At 47.7% G+C, this 26,361-nt stretch carries 20 protein-coding genes, 1 tRNA gene and 3 pseudogenes; 22 read left to right on the plus strand and 2 right to left on the minus strand.

The window, feature by feature from the left end; genetic code table 11:
* Positions 1–135: 135 nt before the first annotated feature.
* The 10 genes from rfbC to DWZ60_RS10790 are packed head-to-tail and all read left to right on the plus strand — an operon-like array spanning position 136 to position 11,069.
* On the plus strand, positions 136–696 hold the full coding sequence (gene rfbC, locus DWZ60_RS10750) for a dTDP-4-dehydrorhamnose 3,5-epimerase (RefSeq protein ID WP_022462980.1): 561 nt from the start codon (positions 136–138) through the stop codon (positions 694–696).
* Between the two features lie 16 nt (positions 697–712).
* Positions 713–1,513: an ABC transporter permease gene (locus tag DWZ60_RS10755; protein WP_055219413.1), complete on the plus strand. Its 801-nt coding sequence runs from the start codon at positions 713–715 to the stop codon at positions 1,511–1,513.
* Between the two features lie 9 nt (positions 1,514–1,522).
* Complete coding sequence (locus DWZ60_RS10760; RefSeq protein ID WP_119221628.1) at positions 1,523–2,854, plus strand: ABC transporter ATP-binding protein; 1,332 nt, start codon at positions 1,523–1,525, stop codon at positions 2,852–2,854.
* A gap of 28 nt (positions 2,855–2,882) precedes the next feature.
* Positions 2,883–3,806, plus strand: a complete 924-nt coding sequence (locus DWZ60_RS10765) for a class I SAM-dependent methyltransferase (RefSeq protein ID WP_055227563.1) — start codon at positions 2,883–2,885, stop codon at positions 3,804–3,806.
* Between the two features lie 4 nt (positions 3,807–3,810).
* Positions 3,811–5,187: a hypothetical protein gene (locus tag DWZ60_RS10770; protein WP_118600532.1), complete on the plus strand. Its 1,377-nt coding sequence runs from the start codon at positions 3,811–3,813 to the stop codon at positions 5,185–5,187.
* A gap of 2 nt (positions 5,188–5,189) precedes the next feature.
* The gene (locus DWZ60_RS10775) at positions 5,190–6,161 is read left to right on the plus strand and encodes a glycosyltransferase family 2 protein (RefSeq protein ID WP_022462975.1); all 972 of its coding nucleotides are present in this window, start codon (positions 5,190–5,192) and stop codon (positions 6,159–6,161) included.
* An 18-nt stretch (positions 6,162–6,179) separates the two neighbouring features.
* Positions 6,180–7,421: a rhamnosyltransferase WsaF family glycosyltransferase gene (locus tag DWZ60_RS10780; protein WP_227093573.1), complete on the plus strand. Its 1,242-nt coding sequence runs from the start codon at positions 6,180–6,182 to the stop codon at positions 7,419–7,421.
* Positions 7,402–8,835: an ArnT family glycosyltransferase gene (locus DWZ60_RS10785; RefSeq protein WP_117509230.1), complete on the plus strand. Its 1,434-nt coding sequence runs from the start codon at positions 7,402–7,404 to the stop codon at positions 8,833–8,835. Before DWZ60_RS10780 ends, DWZ60_RS10785 begins: the two co-directional genes overlap by 20 nt.
* A gap of 30 nt (positions 8,836–8,865) precedes the next feature.
* Entirely contained in the window at positions 8,866–9,174 is a 309-nt protein-coding gene (locus tag DWZ60_RS18195; RefSeq protein ID WP_243038297.1) for a hypothetical protein, read from the plus strand.
* Positions 9,147–11,069 carry a glycosyltransferase gene (locus DWZ60_RS10790; RefSeq protein WP_243038298.1) on the plus strand — a complete coding sequence of 641 codons (1,923 nt, stop codon included), beginning with the start codon at positions 9,147–9,149 and terminating at the stop codon, positions 11,067–11,069. The genes DWZ60_RS18195 and DWZ60_RS10790 overlap by 28 nt, the downstream gene beginning before the upstream one ends.
* Positions 11,070–11,262: 193 nt before the next feature.
* On the opposite strand, the gene DWZ60_RS10795 is transcribed toward DWZ60_RS10790, so the two are convergent.
* Together DWZ60_RS10795 and DWZ60_RS10800 are read right to left on the minus strand one after the other, a co-directional pair.
* On the minus strand, positions 11,263–11,985 hold the full coding sequence (locus DWZ60_RS10795) for a hypothetical protein (protein WP_119221629.1): 723 nt from the start codon (positions 11,983–11,985) through the stop codon (positions 11,263–11,265).
* Positions 11,943–12,569, minus strand: coding sequence for a D-alanyl-D-alanine carboxypeptidase family protein (locus DWZ60_RS10800; protein ID WP_119221630.1), 627 nt, complete (start codon positions 12,567–12,569; stop codon positions 11,943–11,945). The genes DWZ60_RS10795 and DWZ60_RS10800 overlap by 43 nt, the downstream gene beginning before the upstream one ends.
* A 250-nt stretch (positions 12,570–12,819) precedes the next feature.
* On the opposite strand from DWZ60_RS10800, the gene DWZ60_RS20005 reads away from it, so the two are divergent.
* The 12 genes and pseudogenes from DWZ60_RS20005 (at position 12,820) to DWZ60_RS10855 (ending at position 26,162) form a co-directional block, all read left to right on the plus strand.
* Entirely contained in the window at positions 12,820–13,779 is a 960-nt protein-coding gene (locus DWZ60_RS20005; protein ID WP_330422282.1) for a glycosyltransferase, read from the plus strand.
* Positions 13,780–13,865: 86 nt separating this feature from the next.
* A complete protein-coding gene (locus DWZ60_RS20010; protein WP_334294882.1) occupies positions 13,866–14,651 on the plus strand; it encodes a glycosyltransferase family 2 protein in 786 nt (261 codons plus the stop codon).
* Entirely contained in the window at positions 14,639–15,613 is a 975-nt protein-coding gene (locus tag DWZ60_RS10810; protein WP_117509227.1) for a glycosyltransferase family 2 protein, read from the plus strand. Before DWZ60_RS20010 ends, DWZ60_RS10810 begins: the two co-directional genes overlap by 13 nt.
* A 150-nt stretch (positions 15,614–15,763) precedes the next feature.
* Positions 15,764–17,172 (plus strand): annotated as a pseudogene (locus DWZ60_RS10815) (undecaprenyl-phosphate glucose phosphotransferase).
* A gap of 18 nt (positions 17,173–17,190) precedes the next feature.
* The gene (locus DWZ60_RS10820; RefSeq protein ID WP_117509225.1) at positions 17,191–18,387 is read left to right on the plus strand and encodes an LCP family protein; all 1,197 of its coding nucleotides are present in this window, start codon (positions 17,191–17,193) and stop codon (positions 18,385–18,387) included.
* 22 nt (positions 18,388–18,409) lie between these two features.
* Positions 18,410–19,363 carry a glycosyltransferase family 2 protein gene (locus tag DWZ60_RS10825; RefSeq protein ID WP_119221631.1) on the plus strand — a complete coding sequence of 318 codons (954 nt, stop codon included), beginning with the start codon at positions 18,410–18,412 and terminating at the stop codon, positions 19,361–19,363.
* 173 nt (positions 19,364–19,536) lie between these two features.
* Positions 19,537–21,362: pseudogene (gene glmS / locus DWZ60_RS20835) on the plus strand (glutamine--fructose-6-phosphate transaminase (isomerizing)).
* 145 nt (positions 21,363–21,507) lie between these two features.
* The gene (locus DWZ60_RS10835; RefSeq protein ID WP_119221632.1) at positions 21,508–23,229 is read left to right on the plus strand and encodes a trypsin-like peptidase domain-containing protein; all 1,722 of its coding nucleotides are present in this window, start codon (positions 21,508–21,510) and stop codon (positions 23,227–23,229) included.
* Positions 23,230–23,454: 225 nt separating this feature from the next.
* Positions 23,455–24,890 (plus strand): annotated as a pseudogene (gene clpX / locus DWZ60_RS20840) (ATP-dependent Clp protease ATP-binding subunit ClpX).
* Between the two features lie 80 nt (positions 24,891–24,970).
* On the plus strand, positions 24,971–25,462 hold the full coding sequence (locus tag DWZ60_RS10845) for a zinc-ribbon domain-containing protein (RefSeq protein WP_117509222.1): 492 nt from the start codon (positions 24,971–24,973) through the stop codon (positions 25,460–25,462).
* Positions 25,459–25,917 (plus strand): signal peptidase II, encoded by a 459-nt coding sequence (locus DWZ60_RS10850; protein ID WP_022462960.1) that lies wholly within the window; start codon positions 25,459–25,461, stop codon positions 25,915–25,917. Before DWZ60_RS10845 ends, DWZ60_RS10850 begins: the two co-directional genes overlap by 4 nt.
* Positions 25,918–26,078: 161 nt before the next feature.
* Positions 26,079–26,162: transfer RNA gene (locus DWZ60_RS10855), tRNA-Leu, on the plus strand.
* Positions 26,163–26,361: the final 199 nt, after the last annotated feature.

The raw sequence follows: 26,361 nt of genomic DNA on the forward strand, positions 1-26,361 counted from the left end.
TGAGTTTCTCAGAAAAGAATGGTATAATAGCAAAGTTTCTCAGAAAAGAATGGTATAATAGCAAAGATTGTAGACACAAAAGAGGTCAAAAAAAGATCTGTTCACATTTTTGTGGAGAAGAGAAAGGAAAGAAAAATGGGAAAAATTAAAGTAGAATCTTGTGAAATTGAAGGATTAAAAGTAATTACCCCAACCGTATTCGGCGATGAGCGCGGATATTTTATGGAGACATACAATTACAATGATTTTAAAGAAGCCGGCATTGATGTCCAGTTCGTACAGGATAACCAGTCTGCATCCAAAAAAGGTGTCCTGCGCGGACTTCACTTCCAGATCAATTACCCGCAGGACAAACTGGTACGCGTGGTAAACGGTGAAGTATTCGATGTTGCAGTTGACCTTCGCGAGGGATCCAAAACCTACGGAAAATGGTTCGGCGTGCTGCTTTCAGCAGAAAACAAGAAACAGTTCTTTATTCCGAAGAATTTTGCACACGGATTTATCGTACTCTCTGATTATGCAGAGTTTGCTTATAAATGTACCGATTTCTATCATCCAAACGATGAGGGCGGTCTGTACTTTGACGATCCGGAGATCGGCGTGGAGTGGCCGATGCCGGAAGGAATGACAAAAGAAGATCTGATTATTTCGGAAAAAGATCATAAATGGGGCGGAATTAAGGATTTAAAGAAATAAGGAGTAAAAAACATTTATGAACGTATTCAAAGAACTTTATCAGAACCGGAAACTGATCTGGAAACTGTCAAAAAATGATTTCCGCAATAAATTCGCCGGAGCGTATTTTGGCATTATATGGGCATTTATCCAGCCGATGGTGACGGTTGCTGTTTACTTTGTCGTATTCCAGCTCGGACTGCGCGTGCAGCCAGCTGCCACTGGATATCCGTATATCTGCTGGCTGGTTTCCGGTATTATTCCGTGGTTCTTCTTTTCTGATGCGCTGCCAAGTGCGTCAAATTGTCTGCTGGAATACAGTTATCTGGTAAAGAAGGTCGTATTTAAGATCAGTGTACTTCCGATTGTAAAGGTGATTTCTTCCCTGTTTGTACATCTGTTCTTTATTGTGTTTGCTATTTTGATTTTTGCACTGATGGGAAAACTTCCGCCGGTTCAGATTATCCAGATCGGGTACTATACCTTTGCGGTGATCTGTCTCGTCGTTGTACTTTCCTATCTGACCTGTTCCATCACACCGTTTTTCCGCGATTTCGGCCAGATTATCAATGTAATTCTGAATGTCGGCATGTGGGCAACCCCGATTCTGTGGGATACCACAACAATTCCGAATATTCCGAACTGGCTGAACAGCCTTCTGAAGCTGAATCCTCTGTACTATATTGTCCAGGGATATCGTGACAGCTTTATGAATGGACTCTGGTTCTTCGAGCATCCATGGCACACCCTTTACTTCTGGGCTTTTGTGCTTATGGCAGGACTAATCAGTTCCAAAGTGTTCAAGCGCCTCCGGGTTCATTTCTCAGATGTATTATAGGAGGATGGAATGAGCACAGAAAATACAGAAACAGTAATTTCAATTAACCATGTCAGCAAGGTCTACAAGCTGTTTGAAAAGCCGATGGACCGTCTGAAAGAATCGCTTTCACTGACACATAAAAACTATCACACCGATCATTTTGCGCTGGAGGATATCTCACTTGAGGTGCATAAGGGCGAGTGTGTCGGTATCATTGGAACGAACGGTTCCGGAAAATCCACACTGCTGAAAATCGTCACAGGTGTCTTAAACCCGACGAGCGGAAACGTGGAGTTAAAGGGAAGAGTCAGTGCCATTCTGGAACTGGGTGCAGGCTTTAACATGGAGTATACCGGTATTGAGAACATTTTCCTGAACGGAACGATGCTTGGCTATACCGAGGAGGAGATGAAGGCAAAGCTCGACGATATCATTGCGTTTGCAGAGATCGGTGACTTTATCAATCAGCCGGTTAAGACGTATTCCAGCGGTATGTTTGCCCGCCTTGCCTTCGCGGTTGCGATCAATGTGGATCCGGATATTCTGATTGTCGATGAGGCCTTAAGCGTCGGAGACATTTTCTTCCAGTCCAAGTGTTACCGGAAATTTAACGATCTGAAAGAAGCAGGAAAAACGATCCTTTTCGTTTCCCACGATATGGGCAGCGTCATCAAGTACTGTGAGAGATGTCTTCTGATTAACAAAGGAAAACAGGTGATGGTTGGAAAATCGTCGGAGGCAGTCGATGTCTACAAGAAGATTCTTGCCAACCAGTACGATGACGAGACAAAAGAAGAGGAAGAGACCGAAGAGAGTGCAGAACAGACCGAAGAGAGAACCGAAGCAGATGCATCCGGTGCCGTATCGGCAGAAAAGCCGAAAAAAGGCCTCTGGAGAGAACGCCTGATTGCGAATGCGCAGCTGGTAGAGTATGGAGACAAGGCTGCGGAGATCGTGGACTTTGCGATTATCGACCACAAAGGTATGATTACATCTTCTGTGGATAAAAACCAGAGATTCCGCATCAAGATGAAAATCAAGTTCCATGAAACGATGGAGCATCCGATTTTTGCCTTTTCGATCAAAGACCGGAAGGGAACGGAGATTACCGGAACGAATACGGCGCTGGAGGATTACACAAAAGACATGGTGGAAGCAGGAAAGACCGTCACGGTATGCTTTGACCAGATCATGCCGCTGCAGAGCGGACAGTATCTGATGTCGTTTGGATGTACCAGCTACCATCTGGAAGAGCTGGTGATCCACCACAGACTGTACGATGCTTGCTTCCTGGAAGTCTTCTCCATGAAAGACACCGTAGGATTTTTTGATATGAACTCTACCGTGACCTACGAGTAGGATGCGGAGGATAAACGACGGGGGTTATATGAAAGAAACAATAGGAAATGTTCTTTTGAACCTGGATTATTATGACGGCGAAGATGCTTACAGCGACGGCAGCATTGAGGACCGGCTGCTGGAGATCGTCAAGACGACGCCGAAAGAGGATTACCAGAAGGTAATCCTCACAGAAAAAAGCTGGCCGATTTTTTATCATCTCTCTCCGGAACGGGAAAATATTCTGGACTGGTATGAGTGGAAAGACGATGCTTCCGTATTTGAAGTCGGAGCCGGCTGCGGAGCCATTTCCGGCGTGCTCTGCAGAAATGCAAAGCGGGTAGTGGCAAACGATCTGTCGAAGCGGCGCAGTACGATCAATGCCTACAAAAATCAGGATGCGTCCAACCTGGAGATTATGGTTGGAAACTTTAATGTTGTTGCAGAAAAAATGGAAGAACGCTTCGATTACGTGACACTGATCGGTGTTCTGGAGTATGCAAAAAGCTATATTGGAAAGGATAATCCGTATCCGGAATATCTGGAAAAGATCAATCGTCTCTTAAAACCGGGCGGAAAAATCCTGATTGCGATTGAGAACCGTCTGGGACTGAAGTATTTTGCCGGCTGCAGGGAAGACCATGTGGGCCGGGAATTTGTCGGAATTGAAGGATATCCGGGGATCGATTTTGTCGAGACATTCAGCAAACCGGAGCTGGAGCAGATGCTGCAGGAAAACGGTTTTTCGAAGTTCAAGTTTTATTATCCCTATCCGGATTACAAATTTCCGGCGGTCATTTATTCGGATGAATATCTGCCGAAGCCGGGTGAATTGAGAAAAAATCAGCGGAATTTTGATGCTGACAGGATCACACTTTTTGACGAAGGCAAAGCATTTGACGGAATCCTGAAGTCCGGTCTGTTTCCGGTTTTTTCCAATTCCTTTCTGATTGAAGTGGAGAAAAAGGAGTAAACGTATGAGGAAAGTTCTGTATACGAAATTTTCGAGAGAACGTCGGAACGAATTTCAGATTATGACCCGGATTACAGAAGAGGATGGGATCCGGCGTGTGTGGAAGCTTCCGCTGCAGAAAGAGGGAGAACTCCACATCCGGCATATGTATGAAAACTATAGAAAGCTGGAGCATCTGTACGCCTATGCGGGCGTACAGATCTGCCCATGCGAACTGGATGAAGAAAAATGCGCGCTTGCATTTCCTTTTGTAGAAGGGGAAAGTCTGGAAACGCGCATTTCCCGTCATGGAAAAGAAAAAGATTTTGCATCGCTGAAAAAGGATTATGAACTGCTGTATCAGATCATTGCATCGGCAAAAGGGCAGAAATCCTTTGTGGAAACCGATGCGTTCTGTGAGGTGTTCGGCCATCCGGCATTGAAAGAAGGACTTGCCGCAGCGGAGATTTCCAATATTGACATGATTCCGGGCAACCTTCTTCTGGATGGAGAAAAGGTCTGGGTGGCAGACTACGAGTGGGTATTCCCGTTTGCCGTACCGATTGCATTTATCTATGCGCGGAGCGTCTTTTTACAGGAGGCGGCGAGTGCACTGACGAAGGAAGAGCAGGAAGAACTGTACGCCATTGGCGGTATTTCCATGGAAGAGATTCCGGTATACTACCATATGGAAGAGTGCTTCCAGGAATTCGCGGCCGGAAAGGGTGAGCCAAATGCGCTCGCCACGTTCTATGGAAAACTGCACCGGCACAATTATCCGCTTTCTATCTGGGAAAAAGAAAAAATGATGTACCCGGTTGTGCTCACCGAAACAGCACCGGAGGAGAGAGAACTCTATTATGAGGACTGCTTCGGCTTGGATGAGCAGAAGGTGATGATGCTTGAAAAGGCAGACGCGGACGGAGAGCTTTCCCTTCAGCTGATGCAGGAGGGGGCTGTCATTAAAATCCGTTCTCTCGCGGGCGTATGCAGCGATGGAAAGACGGAACGTATCGCTTTTTCGCACAACGCCGAGCTTGAGATTATCGACGACTATTATTTCCTTGGAACGCCGGTTCTGAAATTCCGGAATGCCGGTTATGAACAGATCCGGATTGATTACCGGATTTACTACAAAGGCGATGGCGTTACGTCCCAGTTTATTCAATATATCCGTCAGAATAAAGATCTGAGGGATGAACTGAACGGGGAGATTTATCGGAAAGGCCAGCTGCAGGCAGAAATCGAAGCAGAAAAAGCGGCACTTGCACACAGGGAAGAAGAACTCCAGGAAACGAGAAAACAGAAGCAGTTTCTGGAGGAAGAGCTGGAGCGGATGCGCCAGCGTAAGGTTGTGCGTATGGCAGATAAAGTGCAGCATGTGATAAAAAGGAGTAAATAACTATGGATGTATCCATTGTCATTCCTACCAAAAATGGTGGGCATCTGTTTGAAAAAGTGCTGGATGCCGTTTTCAAACAGAAGACAGAGTATGAATATGAAGTAATTTGCGTGGATTCCGGGTCAAAGGACGGAACTCTCGATGTGATCCGCAAATATCCATGCCGTTTGTTTCAGATTGAGCCGTCCGAATTTGGACATGGAAAAACGAGAAACTATGGTGCTTCCAAAGGAAACGGAACGTATATCATCTTTATTACGCAGGATGCGCTTCCAGCGACCGATACCTGGCTGCAGAATTTCATTGATGCCATGAAGATGGACCCGGAAATCGTGGGAGGATTCGGGATTCATTATCCGTATCCGGACTGCAATCTGCTTGACAAGCGTGATCTGGACGGCCATTTTAAAGGATTTGGAGAAACTAATACGATTTTCCACCTTGATGATCCGGAACGCTACGAAAGAGAAGAAGGATATCGTCATTATCTGGCGTTTTTCTCCGACAATAACTCCTGTATCCGAAGAGATATTTTTGAAAAATATCCGTATGAGGATGTCAACTTTGCCGAGGATCAGATCTGGGCGAGAAAGATGATTGAACTCGGATTCAAAAAAGTATACTGCCCGTATGCACCGGTATATCATTCCCACAATTTCAAACTCAGAACGTATTTCAAACGGTATTATGATGAGCAGAAGGGATTATATGAAGTTCATCAGTATATGATTGCACAGAAATGGACGCAGCTTCCGGGCATGCTGTACCGTCAGGTGAGAGGGGACTGCGTGTATATCCGTCAGCAGCCGCTCAGTAAAAAAGAGAAAATCCACTGGGCATTTTATTCCCTGTTTCGCAATTTTGACCGCTTTGTGGGCGGCTATCTCGGCGGAAAATACCATCTGTATTCCAAACGGAAACAACAGTTCCTGGATCGTCACATTTCGCAGCAGTACGATCAGAGACATGCATAGAAGAAAGGAAAAAGAAACGTGAAAAAACCAAATGTAGCATACCGTGCGTTACGGTATCTGAAGAATCATGGATTAAAAGAAACGATTGAGCGCGCAAAACAGGGCAATGAGCCGGCTGTACCGCCGAAGAACAACGTCATCGGATTTTACAGATTTGTCGTAGACAACGATCCGATCCCGTTCAATCAAAAAGAGTATGAGAAACATAAAAACGACAAGAAAAAGATCCTGAATTGGGTTGTACCGGAAATGGGACCTGGTTCCGGCGGTCATACCACCATTTTCCGTTTTATTTCCAACCTGGAGCGCCTCGGTTTCCACAGTAGAGTTTATCTCTACATGTCCCCGAATTTTCAGGATAATGCGTCCATCCGCAAATTCCTAAAAGAGTACTTCCCGCTTCTTGTGCCGGAAGTAGAAGTTTACTGCGATGTATCCCAGATGAAATTTGCACATGCAACCGTAGCAACCTCCTGGACCACCGCTTACTACGTAAGAAAATTCCAGAATACGATTTCGAAGTTTTACTTCGTACAGGATTTCGAGCCGCATTTCTATGCACACGGTTCGGAGTATGAGTTTGCAGAGAACACGTACAAGATGGGATTCCGAGGAATCACAGCAGGAGACTGGCTGCGGGATATCATGAGAAATGAATACGGCATGCAGGCAGACAGCTTCCATTTCTCCTACGATGACAAGGTATATCAGCCGAAGGAAAAGCAGGACAACGAGAAGAGAGTTTTCTTCTATGCCCGCCCGGTTACCCCGAGACGTGATTTTGAGCTCGGTATGCTGGCACTCAATGAGCTGTGCCGCAGAATGCCGGAGATCGAGGTTGTTTTCGCGGGATGGGATGTCAGCGGCTATGAGATTCCGTTCAAACACAGAAATTTAGGTATCGTAACACCGCAGGTGCTGGCAGATTCCTATGCGATCTGTGATATGTGCCTTGTTATTTCGAATACCAACCTTTCCCTCGTACCGTTCGAGGTTATGGCCTGCAACTCGGTCGCTGTCTGCTCCAAGGGTGCAAACAGCAGTTGGATGGTAAATGAGGAAAACTCCATTCTGGTTGACTATGATCCGATCCAGATCGCAGATAGAATGGAATATTACTTCAACCACCCGGATGAGCTGGCTACAATCCGCAAAAAGGGAATGGATTTCGTAAAGGGAACCTCCTGGTACAAAGAAGCCGAAAAAGTTTACGCAAGTATGCTAAAAGGAATTGAGGAAGATGAGAAAAAACTGCAGTAAGGATGTGAGCAGAGAACGCAGAATCGAGATTCTGTTTGTATTCGGCGTATTCCTGTTTTACTTTTTGTGGTCCTGTACGCAGCGATACAATTTCTCGTCGGATGAATCAATGCGGTATCAGATTCCACAGTTCATTTATGAATATGGGAAGCTTCCGCGGGGTGACGAACCGCTGATTCGGAATGAGGATTGGGGGATTTCCTATGCATTCAATCCGATTCTCTCCTATATGGCATCTGCAGTTTTGATGAAGGGGATGAGCCTGTTTTCCACGGATGAGTGGATGCTGCTCATTTCCGCCCGTTTTGTAAATGTTCTGCTGGGAGCGCTTACTGCCTGGGTGGTCTTAAAGACGGCAAAGCTGTTGTTTCCAAGACGCTACGCATGGATGTTTACGACTCTGGTGGTTTTCCTGCCGGGCAATGTGATTTTATATTCCTATGTCAACTGCGACGCGCTTGCAATGTGTTCGACGGCCATTATCTTTTATTCCTGGGTAAAGGCGTACAAAGAGGGATGGAGCTGGACCACGTGTGCGGTATCGGCCGTTGGAATGGGAATCTGTTTCTTGTCGTATTACAATGCGTATGGATTTATTCTGATGACGTTTTTCTACTTTGTGGGAACGATGCTGACGGACCAGTCGAAACCGGTCAAAGAACGATGGAAAGAAATGATCCAAAAAGGTCTTTTTATTTTGGTGATCGTCTGTGTCATTGCTCTGTGGTGGTTTATTCGAAATGCTATTCTCTATGGAGGAGATTTTCTGGGACGCCAGGCATCGAGCGCAAGCGCGGAACTGTATGCAAGATACCAGTACAAGCCGTCGCACAGCAAGACCTTCCAGAAAAAAGGAGGCTCCATGTTGCATATGATCTTCTATAAGCCGAGTTTTCTGGAACATGACTGGCTGGTAACAGTGCTGTACAGCTTTGTCGGCGCGTTTGGCTACAATAAGATTTATCTTTCCACGATGATTATTGTTCCGTACCTCTGCTGTCTTCTTGTCGGTCTCATTCTGATGCGGAACTGTTGCCAGAGAGACTTTTTCTTCTGGAATGCAGACGGCACGCAGACGGCTCTTACCGGAAAAACGAAGAGAAAATGGAGTAAACTGGGATGGTTTACCTGGGCTAATGTGTTTGCGCTGCTGATCCCGAATTATCTGAATGCGTATTACTCCTACAGTTCTGATTTTCAGCCGCAGGGACGATACAGCATGCCGATGCTGATTCCGCTGATGTATTTCGTGACGAAGGGTGTGCAGGCGTTCCTGAAACGGGAGAAAAAACTACAGAAGTATGAAAAATTGTTCTGTATTCTGGTCTGTGTGGCGGCAGCGGCATTAGCGGCATTTACTTGGGCGAGAATCATCTATCCGATGTACTTGCAGAACTACTACGGATTGCGGTAAGCGGAACAGAGAAAGAAAGCGGTGAAACGTTTGGAAAAAATTTCAGTGCTGACAGCAAAATTAAAAAAAGCTGTTGCAGAAGAAGGAATCGGCGGTCTGGCTGGGCGTACGAAAGGGTACCTTGCGCGGGCAAAAAAAGAAAAAGAGTTTCAGAGAGAAAAATCCCGGGTCTACCGGGATATTCTCTTTATCAGTGGCTGCAATGAACAGCTGCCGCATCCACACCGGTACCGCGTGGTGCATCAGATGGAGCAGCTGGAGGCAGGCGGATATACGTGTGATACGGTTTATTTTCAGGAGCTGAAGCCTGGATGGTACGTTGCTACGGCGCGTTCGTGATTTTCCGCTGCCCGATGACGGACACCCTGCGGGAATTTGCCACAATGGCAAAGCAGATGAACAAGCCTCTGTGGTACGATGTGGATGATCTTGTGATCGATACGAAATACACCGATCAGATTCCGTTTCTCGACCGGATGCAGCCGGAAGAACGGCAGGCATACGATCAGAATGTCCGAAACATGGGCGAGCTGCTTTCCCTCTGCGATGCGGCGGTTACGACGACAGCGGCGCTGGCAGAAGAACTGAAGCAGTACGTACCGGAGGTGCTGATCAACCGCAACTGTGCGTCAGATGAGATGCTGCTACTGTCCGAGGCGGTGTTAAAAGAAAAACAGAAAAAGAACGAAGCAGATGGAACGGCGAAAAAAGTACGCCTTGGCTATTTCAGCGGCAGTGCGACGCATCTGGACGACATCGAGATGATCGTTCCGGTGCTGAAACAGTTGCTTGGCAAAAATCCGAACCTGGAACTCCTCATCGTGGGAATTCTGGAACTCCCGGTGGAGCTGAAACTGTTTGCTTCCCAGATCCAGATGGAGGGCTTTGTCGATTACCAAAAACTGCCGGAGCGGATTGCGTCGGTGGATATCAACTTGGCTCCGCTTACCGATACGATTTTTAACCGTGCGAAATCGGAAAATAAATGGGTGGAAGCGGCTCTGGTGCAGACTGTGACAGCAGCCAGCAATCTCGGCGCTTTTGCTGAGATGGTACAGGATGGAGAAGACGGCGTACTCTGCCGAGACGAAGCGGAGTGGTTGGAAAAACTGCAGTGGCTGATCGACGACGAACCGGCACGAAAAGCCATTGCCGGACGGGCATATGGCCGGTGCAGCCGCGAGTGTGTCACAATCTTTCATGCCACCGGGATTTGCGAGTGGGTGGAGCGCCACTGGAATCTACGCTGTGCCTTTGTGCTTCCAGCGATGGAGATCAGCGGAGGCATCCGCGTTGCACTTCTTCATGCGGAAATGCTGGTAAAAGCAGGAGCGCAGGTCAGCCTCTTTACTCTGGAAGGGGAGGCGGAGTGGTATCATGAGGGTGATTTCCATTTTCCGGTGCTGTCGGCCGAGCGAGAGAAACTGCAGGGAACGCTGGATCTTGCGGTAGCGACGATGTGGAATACCGCAGAGTTCGTCGAACAGTCCAGCAAGATCCGAAAGAAAAAATATCTGGTGCAGAATTTTGAAGTTGGATTTTATCCGCCGGGAAGCCCGTACCGGATCGCAACTTCGGCGACTTACCGGATGAGGAGCCCGATGGAGTACGTAACCATTTCCAAATGGTGTCAGAACTGGCTGCGGGAGGAATACCATACCGAAGCAGCCTATCTTCCGAACGGCATCGATCCGTCCTTCTATCCGAAACGGGGGCGGGATCTGCAGGGAAAAATTCGGATTCTGATCGAGGGAGACTGCAGCGCGGAGCATAAAAACGTGGACGAGAGCTTCCGTATCGTGGAACAGCTGGATCTGGAAAAATTCGAGATCTGGTACATGTCCTACAATGGAAATCCGAAATCCTGGTACCGCGTGGACCGCTTTTTACACCGGGTTCCATATGAAAAAACACCGGAAGTCTATGCGGCGTGTGATATCCTGCTGAAAACAAGCCTGCTGGAAAGCTTTTCCTATCCGCCGCTTGAGATGATGGCGTCCGGCGGCTACGTCGTTGCTGTGCCGAACGGTGGCAATCTGGAATACCTGAAAGATGGGGAAAACTGTATTCTCTATCCGCAGGGAAATCTCGCGGAGGCAAAAGCGGCGATTGAGCGTATTCTGACAGATGCGGAACTGAGGAAAAAACTGGATACGGGAGCAGAAGAGACGGTAAAGGAAAGAAACTGGAAAAGAATCGAACCACAGATTTTAGAACAGTATCTTGGAAAATAAATAAGCAACAAAAAGGGCTGTCGCACTAGCAAATATTTCTGGCGGTAGCTCTGCTTTATACCCAAATGCATCGAAATCGGTTGCGTTTTCGATGCCATTCTTTACTTCTTATAGGAAAGTTCGACTTCCGTCGAACTCTTGAATCAGGATCACCCGTTGGACGGGAGGTCCTGATTGCTTATAAATTAGAAGATCAGTGCCGTTTGTTTCGGTTATTGCGGCGTCTGTTTCTGCGTTTCCGTCTCTTTTTCGCGTTGTTGATCACGACAATGATCAGAATCAGAAAAGCGACACCGTTCAGGCCAAGCAGAATATAGAGCAGTGTGGAGAAAAAAGAAATTTTCTTGGTTTCTTCCGGTGTTGGAATATCTGTGCTGTCGGTTTCTTCTGATGAATCGGAGGAAACCGAAGAACTGTCGGAAACAGTACCTGGAGCGGAAACCTCGGCTGTTCCGATGAAGTGATCATCGAAAAAATACTGGCGGGTGTACGGTTCCTCAACGGAAGCGCCGTCCGGATCGGTGTAGGTTGCAGTTTCAATTTTCGCATTCTTTGGAAGCGTTACCACACCGGAAAGACTTTCCTTTTTTGCGTTCTTCAGGGTATAATGTGTAAAATTATCATAACCGAAATCAAGTACGGTACGGGTATCGTTGATATAATCGAGGTTATCACAGGTTAAAACAACGCAGACCAGCGTCATATTGCCTCGCTTGGCAGCGGTAACGAGTGTGTTGTGTGCCTCATCGGTATAACCGGTCTTTCCGGCGAAAGCACCCTTGTATCCCCACTGACCGTCCTGGAACAGCAATGCGTGGTGGTTCTGAAGATCACGCGGTGTCGAGGTCATATTGGTCGGCTGAATTGTGTAGGTCAGATCGGACTCGATGCGGCAGAAGGTCTCGTTTTGATGCACTCCTGCATAATGAGTGCCATATCGTGTGCACTGGTGTAGTGGTTCGGATCTGGCAGACCGTTTGCATTGACAAAATGGGTATTCGTGCAACCAAGTGCAGCGGCGCGTTCGTTCATCATGGCGGCGAAACCTTCCTCGCTTCCGGCAATGTCGATGGCAAGCTGTGTGCAGACCTCATTTGCCGAGGCAAGAAGAATCGCGTGAAGAGCATCCTCCACTGTGATCGTTTCGCCAAGCTGAACGTTGATGCGGGCATTTCCCGGAATGGATTCGCTGACAGCATGTTCGCCGAAGGTAACGGTGTCGGTCATCTGCTTGTTTTCAATGATCAGCAGAGCCGTCAGAATCTTGGTGATGCTGGCAGGATAGCGCTGCTCGTCCATGTTTTTATCGTATAAAACAGCACCAGTATCGGCATCGAGTAAACAGACAGCGCCGGAATTGTTTTCCGGTCCTTCGGGCCAGGTGGTGACTGTTTTTTTATCGGTTGTGGCAAAAATCGTCTGCGGGAGGCAGGACGCGGCAAAAACAAAAGCAAGCAACAGGCATAAAAATGTGCGGGCTGCAGAATTCTTTCTAATCATAACTCACTCCTTCTGATCCAGCGGGTACAGCTGCATAAGACTGTCCGGGCAGCGGATCTCTCTAAAATGTATTAGACACACTTTTATTATTATAACATAAAGCGAGCAGGGAAGAAACACATAATTTCTTAATATTTTCAGTCGGGATTTGCAAAATGCAGTAAAATAGAGTATAATGCGAACGAGTTCATACGGAAAAAACAAAAAACCTGAAAAACAAAAACCCCAAGGAGTTAAAAAAGTGTCAGATATGAAATGGCTCCGTTTTATACGGAAATTGAAACCTTACAACATACAGAAGGGACTGCGTTACCTGAAACATTATGGCCCAAAGGAATTCCTGATCCGTCTTTCGGAGAGGATGGAGCCGGAGGAGGTTCCGTACGGACCGTGGCGGGAGCAGTACTGCGCAAAAGAGGAGGACCTGGCGCGTCAGAAAAATCATAAATTTTCTTATTGTCCGAAGATCAGCGTTGTTGTTCCGGCTTACCGTACGCCGGAAATTTTTCTGCGTCAGATGATCGAATCCCTGGAAAAACAGAGTTATGAAAACTGGGAACTGGTGATCGGAAATGCCAGCCCGGAGGATGAGACGATGGCGCGCATCCTGAAAGAGTATACCGGAAAAGATCCGCGCGTAAAGAACGTTCCGATTCCGGAAAATATCGGCATTGCAGAGAATACAAATGCAGCGCTTGCCGCAGCAGCGGGAAATTTCGTCGGTTTTATGGATCACGACGATCTGCTTGCGCCGGATGCACTCTTTGAAATTGCCATCCGTCTGGAAAAAGATCCGTCCATCGATGCTTTTTATACCGATGAGGACAAGGTACGGACCGATCTGTCCGAGTATTTCCAGCCGCATTTCAAACCGGATTTCAATCTGGATCTGCTGCGGTCAAACAATTATATCTGTCATTTCTTCGTTGTACGGCGGGAGATTGCGGAGAAAACCGGCGGCCTCGTCCGGAATACAATGGGGCGCAGGATTATGATTATATCTTCCGCTGCACGGAAATGGCGGGAAAAATTGTACACATTCCGAGAGTTTTATATCACTGGAGGGTCCACAGCGCTTCCACCGCAGACAATCCGGCAAGCAAGCTGTACGCGTATGAGGCTGGAAAAAAGGCAATTGAGGGAAACCTTGCGCGCTGCGGCGAAGAGGGAACCGTCACACTGCGTTCGGATTATGGCTTCTACGATGTAGATTATAAACTGCAGGGAACGCCTCTGGTTTCGATTCTGATCCCGAACAAGGATCAGGCCGATACGTTACGCACCTGTCTGGAATCCATTAAGAAGTGCATGTATCCATCCTATGAGATTCTGATTATTGAGAACAACAGCACTGAGGAAGCAACGTTTTCCTATTACAAAGAACTCGAAGCACAGGGCATCCGTGTCCTGAAGTATCCAAAACAGGGCTTTAACTATTCTGCGATCAATAATTTCGGCGTCAAAGAGGCAAAGGGAGAGTATCTCCTGTTTCTCAATAACGATATGGAAATCATCACACCCGATTTTATGGAAAAGATGGTATCCAATCTGCAGAGACCGCAGATCGGGGCGGTCGGCGCGAAGCTGTATTACCCGGACAACACGGTGCAGCATGCGGGTATCATCATCGGTATCGGCGGCATTGCGGGCCACGCCTTTTTAGGACTGGCGCGCGGAAGAAGCGGCTACCTGCATAAGGCATCGCTCCAGATGAATGTGAGTGCGGTGACAGCAGCGTGCATGATGATGAAAAAAGAGGTCTTTGAGGAGGTCGGCGGCTTTGAAGAAGAACTGTCCGTCGCTTTCAATGATGTTGATCTGTGCCTGCGCATTGGAAAAGCAGGTTATAAAATCGTATACAATCCGCACGTGGAGCTGTACCATTATGAATCGAAATCCAGGGGAGCAGAGGATGACGAGAAGAAGGTGCGCCGCTTCCAGTCGGAAATCGAATTTATGCGCAGCCGCTGGATTGGGCTGTTAAAGGCAGGAGATCCCTGCTACAATCCAAATTTAACGCTGGCATCGTGGAACTATGGACTGCGTGCCGATGGCAGGGGAGTAAAACCATGGACAAAGTAGCAGTTGTAATACCAAATTATAATGGATACCGGTATCTGGAGACATGCTTTGCGGCGCTTGCAAAGCAGACCTTTACGGAATTTACCACATATTTCGTGGACAATGGTTCACAGGATGAGAGCTGTGCGTTTCTGCGGGAACACTACCCGGAGACGAAAATCATCCAGCTCGATGATAACTATGGCTTCAGCCGTGCGGTCAACGAAGGCATCCGCCAGTCGAAGGAGCCGTATGTGATCCTTTTAAACAACGACACCGAAGTGTTCCAGGACTTTGTCGAGCGCCTTTATGAGGGAATCTGTAAAAGAAAGAATGCGTTTGCATGCAGCGCAAAGCTGATTTCCTATCAGGAGCGTGATAAAATCGACGATGCGGGAAATTACTATAATATGCTGGGATGGGCATTCGCAAGAGGAAAAGGAAAACCGGTCAGTGAATTTGAAACGTCCGACCGGATTTTTGCGGCCTGCGCCGGAGCAGCGATCTACCGCCGGGAATTTCTGGAAAAGACCGGACTTTTTGACGAAGAACATTTCGCTTATCTGGAAGATACCGACATCGGCTATCGTGCGCGGCTTTTGGGCTACGAGAACTGGTATGAGCCGTCCGCGAAGGTTTACCACGTCGGAAGCGGAACGAGCGGCTCCCGGTATAACCTCTTTAAAATCCGTTATTCTTCCAGGAATAATATTTATCTGATCTATAAAAATATGCCGGTTTTACAGATTTTGCTTAACCTGCCGGCCTTTATCCTCGGTTTTTCGGCAAAACTGGTCTTTTTTGCATCGAAGGGATATGGAAAAGAATATCTGGCAGGAATCAAGAATGGTTTTTTCATCTGCCGGAAGCCGGAAAACAGAGCAAAAAAGATCCGTTTTGAGTGGAAGCGCCTCGGCACGTATTTTGTCATCGAATGGGAGCTTTTTATCAATGTGTTCCGGAGATTTCTGGAGAGGGCATAAGGATTCTTTCAAAAGATTACGAAAAAGTTAAAAAGTTTACGGAAATAAGAAGAATGTTAGAAAAATATGATTGCTCTTTTTTGAAACTTATTGTATAGTTAGGGGTAGGGAATTTTTAAATCCCGAAAAAAACAGATAAGGTGAACGAATTTGATCAACGATAATCAGAAATATTTTGACCGGATGCACGTTCTGATCGATGCCCTGGTGCTCGCACTTTCCTACGTACTGTCCTGGTACTGCTATGTGCGGCTGGGCGTTATGAATAATCATCCGGAGAGGGGAATTCTACCGCCGGCGACGTATATGATGGCACTGCTCTATATCGTGCCCGGCTATCTGCTGCTTTACTATGCATTCAATCTCTATGCATCCAAGCGTTTTCAGGGAAGACGTCTGGAATTTGCCAATATCTTAAAAGCGAATACGGTTGGATTTCTGGTCTGGCTGGCCAGCCTTTACATGGTGCGCCAGGTTCACTTTTCCCGTGGTATGCTCTGCATCTTCTTTGTGCTGAATGTGACACTGGAACGATCGTAAGAAATCTGATCCACTATATCTTAAGCAATATGTGGAAACACGGCCGCAACCAGAAGCAGATTCTGATGGTCGGCTACAGCCGTGCGACCGAGGAATACATTGACCGGATCATTGCAAACCCGGAGTGGGGCTATCTCGTCCGCGGAATCCTCGATGACCATGTCAAAGCGGGAACGATGTACCGCGGTGTCAAGGTTCTTGGAAGAATCAACAATCTTTCAGTCATTCTGCCGGAAAACAAACTGGATGAAATTGCCATTACCCTTGGCCTGAACGAATACTTCCGCCTGGAGGAGATCGTTGCCATGTGTGAAAAATCCGGCGTACATACCCAGTTTGTGCCGGATTACCACAACATCATTCCGACAAAGCCGTACACAGAAGACCTGCAGGGACTTCCTGTCATCAATATCCGCTATGTGCCGCTTTCCAACACGTTCAACGCGATGCTGAAACGGATTGTGGATATTTTCGGCGCGCTCGTGGCGATCATTCTGTTCTCACCGGTGATGCTGTTTTCCTGCATCATGATCAAGCTGACCTCACCGGGTCCGCTGATCTACCGTCAGACACGCGTCGGACTGCACAACAAACCGTTTGAAATGTACAAGTTCCGTTCGATGGAAGTTCAGACGGAGGAGAAAGAAAAGAAGGCATGGACCGTGAAGAATGACCCGCGTGTGACGGGATTTGGAAAATTCATGCGCCATACCAGCATTGATGAGCTTCCACAGCTCTTTAACATCTTAAAAGGAGATATGAGCCTGGTCGGACCGCGGCCGGAGCGACCTTTCTTTGTGGAAAAATTCCGGGAGGAAATCCCGCGTTATATGGTAAAACATCAGGTGCGTCCCGGTCTTACGGGGTGGGCACAGGTGAATGGATACCGGGGAGACACTTCCATCCGAAAGCGTATTGACTGTGATCTGTATTATATTGAAAACTGGACGCTGGGACTTGATTTTAAAATTCTGTTCCTGACCTTTTTCAAAGGATTTGTGAATAAAAACGCTTACTAAAAGATAAGGGGAAAAGAGATGTCGAAGAAGAATTACAAAAAGAGCAGAAAATACAAAAAAATGCGCCGCAGAAAAATAATTTTCGGAATTGAAATCACCGTTCTGCTGATTCTTTCCGGAATTCTGTTCGTCTACGCATGGATCAACCGTTCGATGGATAAGATGAATCAGGATACGCTGGACAGCTCCCAGATTCAGATCAACAGTGAAGTAAAGGCAAATACCGATCTCTCACAGATGTCCGGTACACAGGTCATCGCGCTGGTCGGCGTGGATGCCAGAGGTGTGAAAGGCTCCGAGCTGGCAGAAAGCATGAACAGTGACACTATTATTCTCTGTTGTATTGATCACGACAAGCAGGAAATCCGTATGGTGTCGATTATGCGTGACACCTGGATGAATATGGCGAAATATACCGATGAATATTATGAGTTTGACAAAGCCAATTCCGCATACAACCGCGGCGGCCCGGAGAGTATGCTCTCCATGCTGAATACAAACCTTGACCTTGCACTGACCGATTACGTTACCGTAAACTTCAAGGCACTCGCCGATGCGATTGATGTCTTGGGCGGTCTCGACATCGAGATGACAAATGCAGAGTGTGTTCATGCAAACAACTACAACAGAGAGGTATCGGAAGCACAGGGCGTAGAGTATGAAGCTATTCCGTATGATGAGGACCTTGGGGATGATTACAGCGAAGTACGTCATGTCAGCGGTGCACTTGCAACCTCCTATGCGCGGATCCGTTACGGCGGCGGCGACGATGCGAAACGTACGAGCCGTCAGCGAATCGTCATCAATCTCATGGTACAGAAGATTAAACAGAATCCGACCAAGATTCCGGAGATTCTGGATAAAGTGATGGGAAATGTCAGCACCAGCCTTACCAAAAACGAAATTCTGGAGCTTGGCATGCATGCGGTAACGTACAAAATGGGAACATCTTATGCATATCCGTTCCAGCTGTGTTATGGAGAAAATGTAGAAAGCGCACTTGGCGTTGATGTCGTAATTCCGGTTACACTGGAACACAATGTAAAGGAACTGCACGCTTATCTGTATCCGGCGATGAGCTATGATCCATCTGCAGCCGTGATAGAGTACAGTGACTATATTGCAAGAGAGAGCGGCTACGATGATGATATGATTGAGTATGTACTGAATCAGGGACCGGGCGCTGCAACAGATTCTGTGGTAGCAGGAGATTAAAATACAGGGAGAATACGACAAGATGAGTCAATATACCGTTGATGTCATGATACCAACGTATAAACCAGGGCAGGAGTTCGCAGAACTTCTGCCCCGCCTTTTAAAACAGACTTACCCGATCCGTTCGATCCGGGTCGTGAATACGGGGAAAAAGTTCTGGAATCCGGCGTGGGAGCAGCTTTCAGACAAGATTATGATGGAGCATATTCAGCCGAGCGAGTTCGACCACGGCGGAACGAGAAGGGCGATGGCAGAAAGTTCAGATGCGGATCTTCTGCTTTTTATGACCCAGGATGCCATGCCGTACGATAATGCGTGCGTGGAACATCTGGTGGAAAAATTTTCACTGCCGCATGTGAAGGCGGCCTATGCGCGGCAGCTTCCGCGGGATGACTGCCGTACACTGGAACGGTTTACGAGAGGCTTTAACTATCCGGACGAGAGTGATATCAAGGATGCCGGTGATCTGCCAAAACTTGGTGTTAAGACTTTTTTCTGTTCCAATGTCTGTGCAATGTATGACCGCAGGACATATGAAGAGCTGGGTGGATTTGTAGAAAGCACCTTGTTTAACGAAGATATGATCTATGCCGGGCATCTTGTGCAGGCGGGCTATGCGATTGCCTATGCGGCAGATGCGAAGGTGGTACATTCCCACAATTACGGTTGTCTGGCACAGCTTCACCGCAATTTCGACCTCGGTGTATCCCAGGCACAGCATCCGGAGATCTTTGATGCGTATCCGTCTGAGAGTGAGGGAATCCGTATGGTGAAAAAATCGGCATCCTACGTCTGCAAAATTCATAAGCCGTGGCTGCTCGTCACTTTATTCTTTCAAAGCGGATTCAAATATGTGGGCTACTTCCTCGGAAAACGATACAAAAGCCTTCCGGACAGTGTAATCCGCTGGTGTACCTCAAACAAAACATGGTGGGAATATCACGGAAAGATACGAAAAAAACGAAATAGAAGATAAGTGAAAGTAAAAAACAAAAATAAAAAGATCTTGTAAGTAAATACGAAATGCTCCATAAGGTTGACAGAGAACGGAGCAGAGTGGTAAAAAAGTAAAGAACAAGAAATTAGAAGGCGGCATAACCTGAAAACAGAACAAGGGTGCCGCCTTTTACTGTTAGGAGGAAAAAATCTATGTGTGGAATTGTTGGATATATTGGAACCTGCCAGGCTGCCCCGGTGCTGCTGGACGGATTGTCAAAGCTGGAGTACCGCGGATACGATTCGGCCGGAATTGCTGTATACGATGGAAACAAAATTCAGATGCAGAAAGCAATGGGCCGTCTGAAGGTGCTTGAGGAAATGACACAAAATGGAGCGACACTTCCGGGTACCGTAGGAATCGGACATACGAGATGGGCAACGCATGGGGCACCTTCCGATCTGAATGCACATCCGCATTTCAATAAAGACCACTCGATTGTCGTTGTACACAATGGAATTATTGAGAATTATCTGAAATTAAAGAAAAAACTGATGTCCAAAGGATATGAGTTCCTTTCGGAGACAGATACCGAGGTAATTGCCCATATGCTGGATTACTATTATAACGGCGATCCGCTTGCAACGATCACAAAGGTTATGCACCGTATGGAGGGATCGTATGCACTGGGTATCCTGTTCCGCGACCATCCGGATGAGGTGTATGCGGTCCGTAAAGACAGCCCGCTGATCGTTGGTACAAGTAAGAGCGGAAACCTGATTGCATCCGACGTTCCGGCTGTACTGAAATATACAAGAGATGTCTATTTTCTGGAAAATGAGGAGATTGTCAAGCTGACCCGAGACGGCCTCATTTTTACAATATCGATGAGGAGGAGCTGCAAAAGGAGCCTACGCACATCGAATGGGATATGAATGCCGCAGAGAAAGGCGGCTATGAGCATTTTATGCTGAAAGAGATGCATGAGCAGCCAAAAGCCGTAAAAGATACGCTGACCCCACGCATCAAGAATGGTGACGTAGTGATCGAGGAGCTTGGCATGACGGACGAAGAGATCCGTGCAATCAGCAAGATCTTTATCGTTGCCTGCGGTTCCGCATACCACACCGGTGTAACCGCAAAATACATCTTCGAAAAGCTGGCAAGAATCCCGGTTGAGGTAGATCTGGCAAGCGAATTCCGCTACCGTGATCCGATTCTGCCGGAAAATACGCTCGTGATCATCGTCAGCCAGTCGGGTGAGACGGCCGATACCCTCGCGGCTCTCCGCCTTGCAAAAGAAAAGGGCGTGCGTACCCTTGGCATCGTAAACGTAGTTGGAAGTTCGATTGCAAGAGAGGCAGACAATGTCATGTACACCTGGGCCGGTCCGGAGATCGCTGTTGCGACAACGAAAGCGTACAGCACACAGCTTATCGCGCAGTATCTTCTGGCGATGAAGTTTGCCAAAGTACGCGGAACCGTTTTACAGAATGACTTCGATGCAATGATCCAGAGCCTTGAGCGCCTGCCGGAGCAGATTTCCCTGCTGCTGTCCCACAAGGAGAACGTACAGCGTTTTGCCAACCGTTATCTTGCGGCAGAACACGTCTTTTTCATCGGACGCGGCATCGACTATGCAATCTCGATGGAGGGCTCCCTGAAGCTGAAAGAGATTTCCTACATCCATTCCGAGGCGTATGCAGCCGGTGAGCTGAAACACGGAACCATTTCCCTGATTGAGGACGGACGCCTTGTCGTAGCCGTGCTGACCCAGCCGGAGCTCTACAAGAAAACGATCAGCAATATTCAGGAAGTGAAGACACGAGGCGCGTTTGTCATGGCGGTAACGACCGTTGGCAATACAGAAGTGGAAAAAGTAGCCGACTACGTAGTTTACCTGCCGGAGACAAATCCGATTTTTGCAAACTCCCTGGCGATCATTCCACTGCAGCTCTTTGGCTACTACGTATCGATCGGCAGAGGCCTCGATGTGGATAAACCGAGAAACTTGGCGAAATCCGTTACGGTAGAATAAAAACCGCAGCATAAAATTCCTCTTTTTTCAAAATTATCACAGTTTCAACACAATTCTAACGTACAATAGGCAGTAGAAAATGAAGAAAGAAATAAGAGCACTGTGTATTGGTGCCTGAGATAGAAAAGAGAAAGAGGGATCAGCCATGAGTGAAGAATTCAAAAAAGAAGAAATAAATGGTGAGGCAGCAGAGGAAACCAAAGCTGCAGAGCATACAGAAGAAGTAAAAGCAGAAACGACAGCAGAGCAGAGTGCGGCAGAGACGGAAAAACCGCAGGAAACCGCAGAAGCGCCGAAGGCGGAAGAAAAGAAAACGACAACCTACAGCTGGGTGAATCCGAAAATCAGCGGAAAGACCGGCGAGGAGAATAACAGTGCTTCCTACACCGGAAAACCGGACCCGTCGGAGGCAAAGGCAGAGCAGACATCTTCTGCAAAGACAGAACATTATCAGTACCAGTCACAGACACAGAGTGCTCCGAAGCAGGAAAAACCACAGTTTTCTGCCGTTCCGCAGCCGCAGGATCACAAAAAGAAAGCGAAAAAACCAATGTCAGCCGCAAAAAAATGGGGCATGACACTTGCCATGGCAGCGTGCTTCGGACTCGTGGCAGGCGGTGTTTTCATTGGGACTGCAGCAGTCGGTACGAAAGTGATCGGTACAGCAACAGAGCAGAAGCAGGAAGTTACAATTCCGACGACCACCACAACAACGGCAGCAGACAGCAGTGATACCTCCGATACCGTAAAAGCAACCGGCGAGATGTCCGTGAAAGATGTTGCATCGAGTGCGATGCCGTCTCTGGTAGCAATTTCTACGACAACGGTGGAAGAAGTTGAGACATTCTTCGGAACCACAAGCCAGGAAGTTCCTGCAAGCGGAACCGGAGTTATTGTCGGACAGAACGACGATGAGCTCCTGATTGCGACAAACAACCACGTTGTCAGCGGTGCAACGTCTCTTTCCGTCAGCTTTATCGACGATGAGACGGTAGAAGGCCAGATCAAAGGTACCGATGCGGACAATGACCTTGCTGTTGTTGCAGTAAAACTTTCCGACATCAAGGACGAGACAAAGAGCCAGATCAAAATTGCCGTGATGGGAAATTCCGATGACCTTGAGGTCGGTGATCAGGTTGTGGCAATCGGAAATGCACTGGGAACCGGCCAGTCCCTGACGAGCGGATATATCAGTGCAAAAGACCGTACGATCTCCAGTCAGGATGAGAGTACCGGCGAGACGATTACTTCTGAGGGACTGATCCAGACCGATGCAGCCATCAACCCTGGAAACAGCGGCGGCGCCCTTCTGAACATGAGCGGTGAGCTGATCGGCATTAACGAAGCAAAATACAGCTCCACACAGGTCGAGGGCATGGGCTTTGCGATCCCGATTTCGAAAGCGGAGCCGATTCTGCAGAACCTGATGAACCTGACAACAAGATACAAAGTCAGCGATGATGAGGCTGCTTATATCGGAATCAACATGGCAGATGTCAGCGCAGATGTTTCCCAGAACTACGGTATTCCGACCGGTGTCTGCATCATGAGCGTTGTGGACGGCAGCCCGGCAGCCGATGCGGGCTTCAAGAAAGGCGATGTTATCACCACGTTTGATGGAAGAAGCATCTCGAACGCCAAAGGCTTAAAAGAGACACTGACTTATTATGCGGCAGGCGAGACTGTAGATGTCACCGTACAGCGCGCGGATAACGGTGAGTACAAAGAAGTAACATTGACGCTGACCCTTGGCTCTGCAGCAGATATGCCGCAGACGAGCGGAAGCAGCAACGGAACCACAAACGATGGAACCGGAAGCTCCGATCAGAATGACCAGGGTATTCAGAATCCGTTTGGCAACAGATAAAAACTCGAAATAACTATTTCCTAAGAGAAAAAAGACGGACAGCACAGGAATATGAACGCCTGGCTGTCCGCCTTTTTCTGCATTTTTTGATATAATTTTTTGAATTCGTAAAATTCTTAAAAAAGTTGGTAATTTTTAAGAAAGTTTTTACTTGTGACCCTATGGCTTTTGGGCTATAATCAAGCTAGACCAAGCGATCTATTACAGAAAGGAATTTGAAAAATCATGTCAGAAGAGAAAGACAGAGTGGACGGTACCGCGGACGAAACGAAGGCGGAAACAAAAAGCTCTGACCATCATACAGAAGATACCTATGAAAAAGTCTGCTTCATGTGCCGCAGACCGGAGAGCAAAGCCGGAAAGATGATTACCCTTCCGGGAAACATCAATATCTGCCCGGACTGCATGCAGAAGAGCTTTGATACCATGAACCAGAACCCGGGCCAGATCAATGAGATGATGAATAATATGAACAACATGCCGAATATCGGCATGTTCGATCTCTCCGGGCTTTCCAACCAGATCCCGAACCGGCAGCGGGTAAAGAAAAAAGAAGAAAAGAAGAAAACAAAAGAATTTTCCATCAAGGACATTCCGCCGCCGCACCGGATCAAGGCGATGCTTGACGAATACGTCATCGGCCAGGAACGTGCAAAGAAAGTCATGTCGGTTGCCGTTTACAACCATTACAAACGTGTCTTTGCACCGCAGGACGGAAATATCGAGATCGAAAAATCCAACATGCTGATGATCGGACCGACCGGTTCCGGAAAAACGTATCTGGTGCAGACACTGGCACGCCTCTTAGATGTGCCGCTTGCCATCACGGACGCCACATCCCTTACCGAAGCGGGTTATATCGGCGATGATATTGAAAGCGTGGTATCTAAGCTTTTAGCGGCCGCAGACAACGATGTGGAGCGCGCGGAGCACGGTATTATCTTCATCGACGAGATCGACAAGATTGCGAAAAAGAAAAATACAAACCAGAGAGACGTCAGCGGAGAAGCCGTACAGCAGGGAATGCTGAGCTCCTCGAGGGCAGCGACATCGAAGTTCCGGTGGGAGCCAACAGCAAAAATGCGATGGTTCCGCTCGAGACCGTCAATACCAGAAACATTCTCTTTATCTGCGGCGGTGCCTTCCCGGATCTGACGGACATCATCAAGGAGCGTCTGAACAAGACAGCTTCCATTGGCTTCCAGGCGGATCTGAAGGACAAGTATGATGGGGATAAGAACCTGCTGTCACAGGTGACCTTAGAAGACCTTCGGACTTTCGGTATGGTGCCGGAGTTCCTTGGCCGTCTGCCGATCGTATTTACGCTGGAGAGTCTCAATGAGGATATGCTGGTCGAGATCTTAAAAGAACCGAAAAATGCGATCCTGAAGCAGTATAAGAGACTGCTCGAACTCGACGAGGTGAAACTGGAATTTGATGATGATGCACTTCGCTCTATTGCAAGAAAAGCGCTGGAAAAAGATACCGGTGCGAGAGCACTCCGTTCGATCATCGAGGATTTCATGCTGGATATCATGTATGAGATTCCAAAGGACAGCAGCATCGGAGAGGTTATCATCACAAAAGACTATATTGAAAAGACCGGCGGGCCGACGATTCTCCTGCGCGGCCAGGAAGTTCCAAAGTTAGAGCAGAAATAAGGTAACTGGAAAACACAGCGGAGCAGACGTGAAACTGGCGTTTTCTTGAAATAAGAGATAAGAAAGAGAGGGTTTTAACTATGGCAGAGGATTTTTTTGGAAATTTAAGTAAAACACTGAAAAAAACAGTGGATACTGTGGGAAAGAAAACAGATGAATTCGTAGAAATTCAGAAGATCCGCACCCGTCAGCATGCGCTCGAGGATCAGATTGAGAAGAATTACCAGGATATCGGACAGATCATCTACAACCGCTATCTGAACGGCGAAGCATTCGACGAGAATCTTGCCGGCTTCTGCAAAGATATCACCGATCTGGAAAAAGAGATTGCAGACTGCAAGGAAGATGTGGCAAACAAGAGAGGCCGCATCGTATGCCCGGCCTGCGGCGCAAGTGTTCCGAAAGATGCAGCTTTCTGCATGCGCTGCGGTGCTGCTATGCCGGAGAAGGAAGATGAGCCGGAGGATGCCGAGTTTGTACACGTAGAACCGGAAGAAAAAGCAGAAGAAACCGAAGCAGCAGCGCCGGAAGAAGAGCCTGAAAAAGAAGCAGAGGTACCGGAAGAGGAATGATCTGGACCCTGCTGCCGGGAGCGGTTTTCCTTGCAGACGGATGCCTGAAAAAGAAGGCAGAAGAGGAGTTAAAGGAAAATGAGCAGATCCCGGTCTGCAAAGGACATATTGTCCTGCGGAAATGTCATAACCGCGGCGTAGCGGGCGGCGGCTTCGCGGACAGCACGAAGAAGGTGGAAATTCTCACCTTCTTTTTGCTGTCCGGACTGTGGGCGCGTCTCGGAGCGCTGGCGGGCAGACGTAAGTGTAAGGCGAAGAAGCTTGGGCTTGCGCTTACGATTGGCGGCGGCATGTCGAACTGGTATGACCGGCATAAGAGAGGTTACGTGACCGACTATGTCAGCTTCCGGTTTGGACCGGAGAAGTTCCGCAGACTTGTGTTCAATGTTTCTGATTTCTGTATTTTCTTCGGACTTGCGCTGCTGACGGCAATTTCCTGCCGGGAGTCCAGGTGATGCAGGATCTCACGAAAAGCCCTGCGGATGGCGGGCTTTTCGGGGCAAAAAAGAAAATTTGAAATTTTTTGAAAAATTTGAAAAAAGCTGTTGACAGATTCGGAATCATCTGGTAATATATGTTTTGTTGAGCGGCACATGAGAGTTGCAAGACAAGAAATGCAGGAGTGGCGGAATTGGCAGACGCGCAGGCTTCAGGTGCCTGTGGTCGCAAGATCGTGTGGGTTCAAGTCCCATCTCCTGCATTATTTTTACCCTGCCTGGAATGATGCAGAAACTTCCCGGCAGGGTCTTTTTATTTTTTCCAGAAAAGAAAATAATTCCGACAGGACATTTTATGCCCAATACACACTTCAAAAGTATTCCAGAAAAGAAATTTCCGTAATTCGACAAAAATAGTTGAAATGTTTCCCTGGTTGTGATAGAATCTGAAAGATTAAAGTA

It is taken from the genome of Blautia sp. AF34-10 (genome assembly GCF_003477865.1).
Lineage (GTDB): Bacteria > Bacillota > Clostridia > Lachnospirales > Lachnospiraceae > Fusicatenibacter > Fusicatenibacter saccharivorans.